The sequence below is a fragment of the Tatumella terrea genome, assembly GCF_039523755.1.
Classification (GTDB): Bacteria; Pseudomonadota; Gammaproteobacteria; order Enterobacterales; family Enterobacteriaceae; genus Tatumella; species Tatumella terrea.
On record NZ_BAAAFX010000006.1, the window covers coordinates 321,349 to 333,636 of the forward strand.

13 protein-coding genes and 1 pseudogene are annotated in these 12,288 nt (G+C 52.8%); 10 read left to right on the plus strand and 4 right to left on the minus strand.

All coding sequences use genetic code 11. From position 1 onward, the window contains the following. Window positions 1–724: 724 nt before the first annotated feature. A complete protein-coding gene (locus ABD035_RS04520) occupies window positions 725–1,780 on the plus strand; it encodes an AbrB family transcriptional regulator (RefSeq protein WP_343868018.1) in 1,056 nt (351 codons plus the stop codon). A gap of 43 nt (window positions 1,781–1,823) precedes the next feature. On the opposite strand, the gene pqqU is transcribed toward ABD035_RS04520, so the two are convergent. Continuing rightward, a complete protein-coding gene (gene pqqU / locus ABD035_RS04525; RefSeq protein WP_425579704.1) occupies window positions 1,824–3,956 on the minus strand; it encodes a TonB-dependent receptor PqqU in 2,133 nt (710 codons plus the stop codon). A 479-nt stretch (window positions 3,957–4,435) separates the two neighbouring features. Here pqqU and ABD035_RS04530 point away from each other — a divergent pair, with 479 nt between their 5' ends. Next, window positions 4,436–4,768 carry a hypothetical protein gene (locus tag ABD035_RS04530; RefSeq protein WP_343868020.1) on the plus strand — a complete coding sequence of 111 codons (333 nt, stop codon included), beginning with the start codon at window positions 4,436–4,438 and terminating at the stop codon, window positions 4,766–4,768. A gap of 235 nt (window positions 4,769–5,003) precedes the next feature. Here ABD035_RS04530 and ABD035_RS04535 read toward each other — a convergent pair whose 3' ends face one another. Together ABD035_RS04535 and ABD035_RS04540 are read right to left on the minus strand one after the other, a co-directional pair. After that, entirely contained in the window at window positions 5,004–5,201 is a 198-nt protein-coding gene (locus ABD035_RS04535) for a hypothetical protein (RefSeq protein WP_343868022.1), read from the minus strand. 717 nt (window positions 5,202–5,918) lie between these two features. Continuing rightward, window positions 5,919–6,155, minus strand: coding sequence for a hypothetical protein (locus ABD035_RS04540; RefSeq protein WP_343868024.1), 237 nt, complete (start codon window positions 6,153–6,155; stop codon window positions 5,919–5,921). An 83-nt stretch (window positions 6,156–6,238) separates the two neighbouring features. Between ABD035_RS04540 and ABD035_RS04545 the strand changes: the two genes are divergently transcribed. Then, window positions 6,239–6,541 (plus strand): putative quinol monooxygenase, encoded by a 303-nt coding sequence (locus ABD035_RS04545; RefSeq protein WP_343868026.1) that lies wholly within the window; start codon window positions 6,239–6,241, stop codon window positions 6,539–6,541. A gap of 97 nt (window positions 6,542–6,638) precedes the next feature. On the opposite strand, the gene ABD035_RS04550 is transcribed toward ABD035_RS04545, so the two are convergent. Beyond that, window positions 6,639–7,217 carry an NADPH-dependent FMN reductase gene (locus tag ABD035_RS04550; protein ID WP_343868028.1) on the minus strand — a complete coding sequence of 193 codons (579 nt, stop codon included), beginning with the start codon at window positions 7,215–7,217 and terminating at the stop codon, window positions 6,639–6,641. Between the two features lie 287 nt (window positions 7,218–7,504). On the opposite strand from ABD035_RS04550, the pseudogene ABD035_RS04555 reads away from it, so the two are divergent. The 7 genes and pseudogenes from ABD035_RS04555 to pqqB all read left to right on the plus strand — a co-directional run bounded on the left by ABD035_RS04555 (window position 7,505) and on the right by pqqB (window position 12,287). After that, a pseudogene (locus ABD035_RS04555) lies at window positions 7,505–8,106 on the plus strand (LysE family translocator). 225 nt (window positions 8,107–8,331) lie between these two features. Then, on the plus strand, window positions 8,332–8,631 hold the full coding sequence (locus tag ABD035_RS04560; RefSeq protein ID WP_343868030.1) for a type II toxin-antitoxin system HigB family toxin: 300 nt from the start codon (window positions 8,332–8,334) through the stop codon (window positions 8,629–8,631). Next, window positions 8,628–9,053, plus strand: coding sequence for a helix-turn-helix domain-containing protein (locus ABD035_RS04565; protein ID WP_343868032.1), 426 nt, complete (start codon window positions 8,628–8,630; stop codon window positions 9,051–9,053). Before ABD035_RS04560 ends, ABD035_RS04565 begins: the two co-directional genes overlap by 4 nt. 42 nt (window positions 9,054–9,095) lie before the next feature. Further along, a complete protein-coding gene (locus ABD035_RS04570; RefSeq protein ID WP_343868225.1) occupies window positions 9,096–10,004 on the plus strand; it encodes an NAD(P)-dependent oxidoreductase in 909 nt (302 codons plus the stop codon). A 54-nt stretch (window positions 10,005–10,058) separates the two neighbouring features. Then, the gene (locus tag ABD035_RS04575; protein WP_343868034.1) at window positions 10,059–11,087 is read left to right on the plus strand and encodes a dipeptidase; all 1,029 of its coding nucleotides are present in this window, start codon (window positions 10,059–10,061) and stop codon (window positions 11,085–11,087) included. A gap of 150 nt (window positions 11,088–11,237) precedes the next feature. Then, window positions 11,238–11,309, plus strand: a complete 72-nt coding sequence (pqqA, locus tag ABD035_RS04580) for a pyrroloquinoline quinone precursor peptide PqqA (protein WP_071846626.1) — start codon at window positions 11,238–11,240, stop codon at window positions 11,307–11,309. 60 nt (window positions 11,310–11,369) lie between these two features. Next, complete coding sequence (gene pqqB, locus ABD035_RS04585) at window positions 11,370–12,287, plus strand: pyrroloquinoline quinone biosynthesis protein PqqB (RefSeq protein ID WP_212712787.1); 918 nt, start codon at window positions 11,370–11,372, stop codon at window positions 12,285–12,287. Window position 12,288: the final 1 nt, after the last annotated feature.

The window sequence follows — 12,288 nt, forward strand, 5'->3', positions numbered from 1 at the left end:
TCTGGCTGAAACCCTGACCTGACCTGACCTGACCTGACCTGACCTGACCTGACCTGACTCCTGACTCCTGACTCCTGACTCCTGACCCCTGACCCCTGACACCTGACACCTGACACCTGACCCCTGACACCTGACACCTGACACCTGAACTTTGACTCCTGATTCCTGAACCCTGACTCCTCAACCCTCAACCCTCAACCCTCAACCCTCAACCCTCAACCCTCAACCCTCAACCCTCAACCCTCAACCCTCAACCCTCAACCCTGAATCCGCGTTTGACTCAGACGCAGCGGTCTTAACATACCGGTACGGTAAAAAGTACGGCATTTTGATGGCGATATTCCCGTATCCCCGCCTTAGCCGCAGTACCCTCTGCCGGTAGCAGATATTTGCGGCGGATACGGAAGCTGGTTATGCTACTGCGAATGAACTCAGTCCCGGGCGAAAAAGCGACAGGTCTTTTATCGGTCCTGCCAGATTCTGCGGGCGAAAAACAGGTTCAGGAAGATACCCTTGCTGCGATGCGCGGGTCAGATCATTTACCGGCTGCCTGAGCCATCCTGCCCCGGTGTATATGGAGATCCCCAATGGTTATGCTGCCGTGCGGCCCGTTTTCCCTGTCCAATATCCCTGTCCTTACCAGGCTGTCGTCCTCCGGCAGTCATCACGATGCAGACCCTTCCGTGGCAGTGGCAACGGCCGGGGGCGGGTACGGAGTGGCCGGATGAACAGAGCCTCTTCCCGTATTCCGGGCCCGCTCCGCTGGTTGCTGCTGGTCCTGTGCTCTGCAGGGGCCGTCATCGTGCTGGAGTACTTTCATCTGCCGGCGGCCTTGCTGCTGGGGCCGATGTTTGCGGCGATAATTTTTGCAGCGTCCGGCCAGCCGTTGGCGTTAGCACCCCGCTGGCAGCGACTGGCACAGGCTGTTGTCGGCAGTATGATTGCCAGGGCGATGCCATCCGGTGTATTTACTGAAATGCAGCATCACTGGCCTCTGTTCATCCTCAGCGTTTTCAGTGTCATTATCGCCAGCACCTTGCTGGGCGGAATACTGGCAAAACTCAGGGTGCTGCCGGGCAGTACCGCGTTATGGGGCTCTTCTCCCGGCGCGGCAACCGCCATGACCCTGATGGCCGGTGATTTCGGGGCCGATACCCGGCTGGTTGCGTTTATGCAATATCTGCGGGTATTGATGGTGGCATTACTCGCGACGCTGGTAAGCCACTTCTTTACCGAAAACAGTGGTCAGGCGATACCGGTACCGGTGCTTTTCGCGCCGCTGGATCTGCATGCCTTTCTGCTGACTCTGGCGCTGATCGCTGGCTGTACCTTACTGGCGGGAGTTATCCGTCTGCCGGCCGGCCCGATGCTGTTAAGTATGTTCTTTGCCTGCCTGTTGCAGAATTTTTTCGGATTCCGGATTGAGCTGCCGCTCTGGTTTCTGGCGCTGGCCTATACGGTCATCGGATGGGCTATCGGATTCCGGTTCACGCGACAGATCCTGCGCTACGCGCTGCATGCATTACCCGGCGTTCTGGTATCGGTCTGTACTTTATTACTGATTTGCTGTGGTTTTGCATGGCTGCTGGTGCATTACGCCGGTATTGATCCGCTGACAGCCTACCTGGCCACCAGTCCCGGCGGGGCGGATTCGGTCGCTATCATTGCGTCATCGAGTCATGTGGATCAGCCCTTTGTGATGTCGATGCAGACAGGGCGGTTTATTGCGGTGTTGATCCTTGGGCCGCTGATGGCAAAGTGGATGGTTCGCTGGGTGTAGGTGAAAGGTCACAGGCGGGTGATTGCCTGTGACCTTATCCGCTTTAGCGGAAGGCGTAGCTAACGTTCAGACCGACACCGTAATTACGGCCCGGCGCAGATTCGTAATAACGACCATTACTTTCGTTAACAATGACTGAACCGACATACTTGCGGTTAAACAGGTTGTCGATGCGCCCGGAAAGATCCACCGTCCAGTTGTCGACCAGCCATTTATACCCGGTGTTTAGCGAGCTGACGGTGTACGACGGGGCACTGACGGTATTTTCGTCATTGGCTTCGATATTACTCATATAGCGAATATCGGCACCGCCGTACCAGCCGGAATACGGTGCATACTCCAGCCCGAGGTAACCCATGTTGCGGGCAATCCCCGGGATCCGGTTCCCGGTACAGTCACTGCCGGAGCAGGCATTACTGCGGTAGCGGGCATCCAGCACCGTCCAGGATGTGGTCAGCTGCCAGTCTCCGGCAAATTGCTGTTCAAATCCAAGCTCCATCCCCCGACGCCGGGTCTGACCGGCATTTTTGTAGGTGGCGCGCCCGTTGCTGTTATCTGCCGATACGATTTCGTTACGGGTATCTGTCTGGAAGACCGCCGCATTCAGCAGACCGTAACCGATACGTTTTTTGGTGCCCCATTCAATGGTCTTATTCGTGGACGGTTTCAGCCCCAGGTTCAGACCGCTTTGCCCGTCGGGACGGTTAGACAGCTCGGTAATGGTCGGCGTCTCGAACCCTTTACCGGCAGAGAGATAGGTATTCCAGCTGTCATCAATGGCATATTTCAGCGAGGCTGCGGGTAACCACTGGTGGTAGCGTTTATCACCGCTGTCATCGCCGTTCGCCAGGTAATGGTCATCCGAGTCAAAACTGATGGTACTCAGACGTACACCCGCATCCAGTGACCATTTATCGGAAAGCTGCCAGGCCGTCTGGAAGTAGGGGTCCAGGTTCCACATCAGATTCGTTTCATCACGGCGCAGAGCCCCTTTCTGACCTAAGTCAGTGTAGCTGCTGCCACTCTGTGAAAAGTTCTGATAACCCTTACGCTGCTCTGACATCGTTTCATAATCCAGGCCGACGGTGGCGCTGACCGGCAATGAAAACAGGGTATCACGGTGCGTCCAGCGGGTGTCGATGCCCTGATAGTGGCGGGTCAGGTCGATCACACCGAACTTCTGACTTTTGGTCTGCGCGGTGTAAGGAATTGACTGGTACTGTGTGGTCTCACGGATCCCGGCATAAGTCATGACACTCAGGTCATCGTTATCCCCGAAAGAACGCTCATAATGCAGGCCGGCCTGTGTCTGATCGACGGTTTTTCGGGCATTGTACAGGCTGACGTTAGGCGCGACCTGTTCAGGGTTTGCCCGCCATTCCTCCGGCGTCAGTCCGCCCGGGTCATCGGCCTGAATATGGGTACTGTTAACCAGCAGGGTCAGGGTACTGTCATCATCGATCCGCACCCCCAGCCGGGCATTGGCCAGATCCTTGCTGGCACCGCTATGGTCCCGGTAGCCGTGGGTGGTGAAGCGTGAAACGGACGCCGTGTAATCCACATCGCCGGCATGGGTGCCGTCGCCGGTCGACCCGCTGGCCTGCAGGCTGTTGCGCCAGCTACCATAGCTGCCATACCAGCTACCAACTTTCAGGGTATCCGGTTGCTGGCCTTTTTTGGTCACCACGTTGATGACCCCGCCTGAACTGTTGCCATAAAGCGCGGAGAAAGGACCGCGCAGCACATCCACATGGTCAATCGACCCGATATCAATATTCGATGTCTGGCCTTGTCCGTCCGGCATGGTGGCCGGAATGCCATCCACATAAATACGGATGCCGCGGACACCAAAGGTGGATCGGGAACCAAAGCCGCGGATCGAGAGCTGTAAGTCCTGGGCATAGTTCTGGCGGTTGAGGACTTGCAGCCCCGGAACCCCGGCCAGACCTTCAGAAAGGTTTACCTGAGGCTGGGCTCTGCGCATATCTTCACCGTAGACGACACTGACGGCCGCCGGGGTATCCAGTTCAGACAGACCGTGGTTGACCGGAGTGGCAGTAACGATCATCACCGGCGATGAAGTCTCCGTCCGTGACGGGGTGGCAGCCAGGCCTGCCGCCGGGAAGATAACCGGCAGGATCAGACTGGCTTTAAGCTGTGGTAGTTTAATTTTCATTATATTAAAAGCTCGCAATAGGTTAATGCGTAGCAGGAAATATTAAATTTCACTGAATCGTCGGCGATGTTACCTCTTTTTTCAAGGCTTGTTAAAATGTAATCGGTTTAAGGAGGAAAAAAATACCTTCCGGCGGCAATTTACTTTTAAATGCAGCATACTATTCCATAATCTTTCGCGATACAGAGACAAAAAACCGGTCCGCCTGACCGGGGATCTGGTATACAAAATGGACAGTACGTTCACTATCTTCAAGGGCTGTTTGTGGTTACGATGTCAGAGGCTTAGAGGAGGGATTTCGTATCCCCAAAGGCATAGTCCCCTCAGGGAATAAACAGGGATATAGTGGCGGGGAGCGGATGGAACCTCCGCCTGCTATCGTGACGAAGGTCGCTACGCTCCCAGTGATTTTTATATTCCCATCAAGGGTGAATTAGGTATTCTTTTGTCAAAACGAACCATCCACCAAAGGGGAAATAATGAGAAGTGAAGAAATAACGCTGCTTTTACCTAGAGAGGATCGTGAGTTATCTAAGGCGCTACTTGATGCTGAAATAAAATATGAAACGCCAGCTAGAGACCGAATGACGTTCGATTCGGGTGATGTGGTGTACACCTACATAAGCCTACTGGTGTACTCCATGCCCTTAGCAAGGGTTCTCATCGCTTATATCAACAAAAATAAGCATAAACGCATTGTTATAAGACGAAAAAATGGCGATAAAATCGATATAATTGGGTACAGCGCCAAAGATGCTGAAAGGCTTATTAAAAAAGGTGATGTTATCAGTGTCGAGGATAAAAAAAGTTAAGCGTTATTTATCATAAGGTCATCTTACGCGCGCCGCTCAGACAGCCTCAGAGCTATTCTGGGGCCTACGCTGTAAACCCTGTGTCTTTCCCCCCTAAAACCTTCCAAACTGCACTGGTGAATCTTGAGGGATGAATCTTTATGCATCCGTATGCCAGGCAGAAATTTTAGCGGCTCAAATCCAATGAAATGCCCAAAGCAACACGGTTTATAACCTGTGCGATTCAAGCGGAGAACTAGTCCTCACAATCTCGATATTCAGATATTCTTTCCGAAGATGCATGGTCTAGCTCTCTGTATTTATTGGTATAATCAGCCGCTATTGCTTGTTTTTGTTCAAGAGAGATCGATGGGTCATTGAATGATGTCATGTGTAGCTCATAAAGCCGATCGACTTCTTCTTTCAGTGCCATAAATTCAGCATCATTCATCATCGTGTACCTCCTATTAACTAAAAAAATGCATATATAAACTGAGATCGGTCGGATAAATTTTTTTATCTGGGCGTGAGGCGCTGGCAGGATGTCGGGACGCAGTAATGACTATCCGTTTTGGGTGCCGGCAAAAAGTGGCAGTGTTACAAAACATATCCTGTCCCGTGGTTCATTTTCACAAAACATAGCACATGATGTATTTTAAAAAAAACAGGAAGGTTACGCTGACTGGGTTTTAAATAAGCTTTCTGCAAGCACAGGATAGTAAGGCGTAATCTTTTAAAGAATGCGAATCGTTTTTCAAAGATTGCGAACTTACTACTATCCTGCATGTGTTTGTCAGACTGGGCATACACCACGCCGTTATAAAAGGTAACTCAGAAAGTCTTTTACCGTCGACCAAGTAAGCCTCCGGTGAATGAGGAATAAATCCCGCAACCGTAGTCCCTTAATATTCACAGGCGCAGGCCGGTAACTGTTGAATAACAGTAGCTACCGCCGGCGTCCTTTGCCTTGCAGGCTTCCCGCTGGATTTGTTCGCTCTGAGGCACTGCCGGTGGTATTCGTGCTAAGTGTCGGGTCAGCGGGCATCTTGCGCGAAACGACGATATCGCTTGTCAGGGTAACACTGTCAGTGCTCTGCTACAGTCAGATACAGCATCTGCAGGGGGGGAGCCTGAACAGACGTGCTGAGAGGGTGTTATGTGCAAATCCTTCTTACCTGATGACATTGAACAGAGAGTAAAAAAACAGAACGGCTTCTGTTTCCCGGGAGAAATCGCCGACAAGAGTTTCGAAAGCGCGCTCCGCATCGTTGAACTTGCCGTGACCCCGAGAGGTACAGGCCAGTCCGAATGTGGCTTCAAAGTAATCGTCGTCAGATAATGGTTCATTCAGGGCCAGTTGATAGTATTTCAGGACACTTTCTTCTGAAGCCCGGTTATCGTATGACAAAGCGCCACATCGCTCAAACCGCTAACCCGTCCGATGATCGCATGTGATAGAAACGTGAGTAATCAAACTTGCGAGGAACGACAGTGATCACAGCAATAGTTAAAGGATGTATTCGTGACGGTAAGCAAGATGAACTGAGGCGCATAGCTAATCTTCTTCAGCATAAATACTCAGTTAAAGAGGATGACTGTATCCAATATGAATCTTACATCGACGGGACGACATTTATAACTTTGGAGAGATGGGCGAACCAGGCAGCCTTAGATAAACATCTGGCTCAAAGTCACGTAAAAAAATACGTCCCCCTGATGAGAGAGTGTGTAGAAAACGGAACGTTTGATGTGCTGTTTATCAATGGCGGTGAAATTGAGGCCGTCACAATCTAATCCCTGTTTACCCTGACGAAGTCTTACACGCTTCGGGTCATCAGGCCCGTTATCACCGGGCCGTCACCCCGGCGGATGACTTCCGGTGACGGAAACGTCAGTGATTAAACCTGCGCGGAACCCCATGATGCCGGTTCGTCAGTGTCAGCAGAATAATTTCCCACAACCGGCGCAAACGTGAATGAATCTCTGGCTGATCGCATAATTCTGCGGCAGACAACCCGGGAATAATTAAAGGCTCAGTCAGTGTGGCAACAGGGCTGCATTCCTCGCTATAGTGCGCGCCCATGACCGTGATTATTTCGATTAGCTGAGCATGCGCGATGCCGGCCCGGGGGGAGAGGTTGGGTATCGATACCGGTTTATCTGTGAACTCTCCGCTGGATACACTCCAGTCGAGCGCATTTTTAATGACACCAGTGACCCCATGAGCATATTCAGGACTGGCAATAATGACCCAATCCGCGGCCTGCAGGTTGCTTCTCCAGTCCGTAACCTCAGCGACAGGTATTGTCTCATTATCAGGATTAAATAACGGGAGCGAGCCCAACCCTGTCTGAAAATGAAGGTTGATATTGTCTGGTTTTAGTCGGGCCAGGGCGTGTAAAAAGTTACTATTAACAGATGCCTGTCTCAGGCTTCCGGAAACGGCCAGGACATTGAATGCATCAGGCATGCTGTGTCATCCTGTGAAATAAAAATTCGATCAGTCTCTCTACTATAGTCAGTAATGACTTAGCACAGAACGTTTTTTTGCTACACCTGCCGGGTTGTGACCTCACCGGGACAGTGCGCCGGTTCTCCTTGCCGTGACGGGCCGGGTTCGTGAGGTTATCCTCAGACGCTGCCAAAGGAAGAAACAATCGCTGCCCGGCAAAACAGGGCGGGTTTACTGATTTCATTACGCTGTGCCGTCACGCACTGGCGACAGGGGATTTGTTAAAGCATGTGTTGTTGTATTTTATGGAAATAAATCTTATCGGCTTTCTGCCTGCATTACTGCCGGTGGCGTTGACCCCCGGGGCCAGTTTTACACTGGTGATGAGCAGCGCATTATCGGGCGGACGCCGGGGGTTATTCAATACGCTCGCCGGAACCGCATTGGGGATCTACACCCATGCGCTCCTTATCGGATTAGGGATATCGGCGGTCATTGTCACGGTACCGGCACTCTTTGCAGTACTGAAAATCGCCGGTGCTCTCTGGCTGCTCTGGCTGGGGGTCGCACTCATCCGCAGCGGGATGAAGGCCACGCAGGGCGTTCTGCCGGAGACCGCGCAACCGGTCAGTCTGCGGGGCGCGTGGACAGCCAATATCCTCAACCCCAAAGCGATCATTTTTTATCTGACCGTTGTTTCACAGTTTGCCGGACAGCAGGAGGGCGTAAGCCATTATCTGATGCTGGCTTCCGTCCATGTGATCGTCATGAGTCTCTGGCTGGTCGCGGTTAGCCAGGTGCTTGTATTTTCTGCAACAAAAACGGATACCCTGGTATTAAAAAAGTCATTAACATGGCAGGCGGTGTATTGCTTATCGTATCGTCCCTGCACAGTCTCTTCTGCTGAACGGCCGGTATGGGTAATCATTTCACCACGCTGTTTGCTCAGCCACGAGACCAGTATACCGGCCGGAAATGATAGCCTTCAGACCCGGACATCACACCCGGTGAAAGCCAGCATTCTGTGTTATGTGAGAGAGATCGCCGACCGCAAAGGTTTTTTGACAGAAGTGCTTGAGTCCCGTTTTGGGAGGTGTATAGTCAATCCCATATTGGGACTCAGGGAGTGAATATGAATGTTGCAGCAAAAAGGATATTGGCAGACTTCTGTACGATACATGCTGACGCAAAAGGGCCGGTGTCGGCCTGGTACCAGGAAGTCAGTAAAGCACACTGGCATTCACCGCAGGACATAAAGCGCCAATACCGCTCAGTTGATTTTTTAGAACATCACCGTGTTGTTTTTGACATCAAGGGCAACACTTATCGGATCATAGGTAGCGTTGCTTATGCCCAACAAGCTGTATTCATTAAGTTTGTTGGCACTCATGCTGAATACAGTAAAATTGATGCAAAGAAGGTGACACTATGACATATCAGGTTAAGCCTATCCGCAATGAGACGGATTATCTTAACGCACTGGCGCTCATTGAGCCGTTGTTTGACTCTCAGCCAGAGCCAGGTACCGAAGAGGGTGACTTTATGGAAGTGATGGTTACCCTGATTGCGGCCTATGAAGATATCCATCACAAAATTGCACCTCCCACCGCGGTTGAGGCAATTAAGTTTCGTATGGAGCAGCAGGCGCTGAGTGTGCAGGATGTCGCCCGAATGATCAGGGCGACATCTTCCCGGGTCTACGAAATACTCAACGGAACCCGGCAGCTTTCCAAGGCACAGATTCTGGCACTCCACCAGCAAACAGGGATCCCGTTAGAGTCGCTGTTGTCTGATGTTCAGGTCGCCAGAGACCGGCAGCGCCGCACGGCGACGGGCCTGACACTACACGCCTGAATGACCTTAATGTAGCGTGGGTCCTCCTGCCGGGAGGGCCTGCTGACAGGGGCTTCGGCCCAATCAACGAGTAACGGAGGTCATATGAAACAACCTGAAGTCGCAGTACTGGGACTGGGTGCCATGGGGCACGCCTTTGCCGGTAACCTGCTGAAAAAGGGGTTTGCCGTTTATGGCTGGAACCGTAGCCCGGAAAAGGGCGAAGATTTAAGACAACCGGGTTTCACGCTGGCGGATTCTCCCGCCGCGGCAGTCAGCCAGGCGTCGGTGATCATCACCATGTTACCGGACGAAAAGACGACCCATGAAGTACTGACCCAGGCACTGCACGCGATACCGCAGGGAGCGACCGTCTGTCAGATGGGGACCCTCGGTGTGGAAGGGACGGAAAAGTTACATCGGCTGCTGAGCGAGCAGCGTCCGGATATTCTTTTTCTCGATGCGCCGGTCTCCGGCACCAAAGCCCCGGCGGAAAATGCGCAGATTACTGTGCTGGCCAGCGGTGACCGTTCGCGTGCCGGGGCAGCAGAACAGGTGTTTGCGGCCATCAGTAAAGCCACGCTCTGGCAGGGTGACGCCGGGGCCGGTTCACGGATGAAGCTGGTGGTGAACAGCTGGCTGATAGGTCTGATGCAGAGCCTGGCAGAAAGTGAACGTCTGGCAGAAAGCCTGGGGTTTGGTCCGCAGGACTTCTGGCAGGCCCTGGAAGGCGGCCCACTGGCTGCACCCTATGCGAAAGTTAAATTGCAGATGATCGAAAGTGGTGACTTTTCGCCGCAAATGCAGCTTATCTGGGCATTAAAAGATGCGAAGCTGGCCGTTGATGCCGGTAATGCCGCACAGTTACCGGCACTGGAGAACATCACCCGTCTCTGGCAACAGGCGGTGGATGACGGACTCGGTGAGCAGGATCTGGCAGTGATCAGCCGCTATCTGGCTGAACGTCAGTAAATTGTCCCGGAGCAGGGGGATCACAGCCCTCTGCCTTCCTATGGATCAGACAGTATGACGATAACGACTTATTTTGATGGCCATAACGATTTACTGATGCAGTTGTGGCTGCAACATCCGGAAAATCCGGAACATTACTTCTTCCGCACCGGCTGCGACGGTCATCTGGATTTTAGCCGCATCCGCCAGGGCCGGTTAGGGGCGGCATTTTTTGCTCTCTTCGTCCCGCCGGAAAGTTATGTCGCCAGGCATTTTCCACAGCGCCTCGGGGCATTAGGTGACAGTGTCACCGTCATGCGCGAACAGCTGGCTATTCTCGGTCGTCTGGAACAGTTTTCAGACGGTCAGGCCAGAATCTGCCGCACGGCCGCAGAGGTGCGTCACTGCCTGGAAAACGGTGTACTGGCGATGATTGCCCATATTGAAGGGGCGGACGCGCTGGATACGGAAGGTGTGTTACTGAACGAGTTTTATCAGGGTGGGGTTCGCAGTGTCGGTCCGTTCTGGAATAACCCCAACCGGTTCGGCGAGGGTGTGACCGGCAGTTTCCCGGGGTCACCGGACAGCGGACCGGGGCTGACGGACAAAGGGATCGATTTTATCCGCCAGCTCGGTGCGCTGAACCTGATCATCGATGTCTCGCATATGAACCAGCAGGCATTTTTTGATACCGCGCGCTACAGCCATCAGCCACTGGTGGCGACCCATTCTAATGCCCATGCACTCTGCCCCCAGCCGCGTAACCTGACCGATGAGCAATTACGTATCCTGGCAGAGAGTGGCGGGGTGGCAGGTATCAATTTCGGTAATGCTTTTCTGCGACCGGACGGTCAGCGCAATGACGATACCCCGGCGGAACTGATCACCCGACATATCCGTTATATGATCAACCATGCCGGTGAAGACCATGTGGCGCTGGGCTCAGACTTTGACGGCGCCAGCGTGCCTGCTGCCCTGAAGGATGTCACCGGGTTGCCGGCCATCGAAGAGAGTCTGCACCGGGCAGGGCTGAGCGGGGCAGTGATCGACAAAGTCTGCCGTTATAACTGGTTACGTATTGTTGAACATTTTATGGCAGCTTAAAAGAATTTAGTCATCTTTTCATTGACCTCTGCTTGACAAAGGCGCAACATTTGTCGGCCTTGTGAGGGTGTGGATTGCGGGGAAACCGGGCCGCATCCGGTCACAGGCTATGTTTCGGACATTAACATTCTAAGTATTAAGGTCATAATTATGTGGAAAAAACCTGAATTCGTCGATATGCGCCTGGGTATGGAAGTGACTCTGTACATTTCCAACCGTTAATTATCCGGTGTCATAAGTGGCCGCTTTCGGGCGGCACTTACCTTTAGTAAAGAGTATTTTATGTTTATCAAAGTGCTGGGCTCTGCTGCCGGTGGTGGTTTCCCGCAGTGGAACTGTAATTGCAGCAACTGTAAAGGGCTGCGTGACGGTACCATCAATGCTCACGCCAGAACACAGTCTTCCATCATCGTCAGTGATAACGGTGAGGACTGGGTCTTATGTAACGCCTCTCCGGATATCTCCCGACAAATTTTCCTGACCCCTGAGCTGGTAAAGCAAGGTGCACTGCGCGGTACCGCCATCGGGGATATTATTCTGACCGATAGCCAGATAGACCACACCACCGGGCTTTTAAGCCTGCGTGAAGGCTGTCCGCACCGCGTCTGGTGTACAGACGAAGTCCATCAGGATCTCAGCACCGGCTTTCCGGTCTTCCCGATGTTGAAACACTGGAATGGTGGTCTGCAGCACCATGCTATTCGTCCGCTTGAACCTTTCAGCGTAACGGTCTGCGGTAACCTGACATTTACCGCGGTGCCTATTCTCAGTAATGCACCCCCTTATTCACCTTACCGTGATCGTCCTCTGCCCGGACACAATGTCGCGTTGTTCATTGAAAACAGAGCGAATGGCCAATCGTTATTCTACGCCCCCGGACTGGGTGAGCCGGATGACGTGATCCTGCCGTGGCTGAAAAAAGCCGACTGTCTGTTGATCGATGGCACCGTCTGGCAGGATGATGAATTACTGAGCACCGGCGTCGGTAAAAACACCGGCCGGGCCATGGGGCATCTGGCACTCGCCGAAGAGCAGGGGCTGATGACACTGCTGGCATCGTTACCTGCCAGCCGCAAAATTCTTATTCATATCAACAACACCAATCCCATCCTCAATGAGGATTCGCCACAACGCCGGTTCCTGCAACAGCAGGGCATCGAGGTCAGTTGGGACGGAATGGCGATACAGCTACAGGATTAAA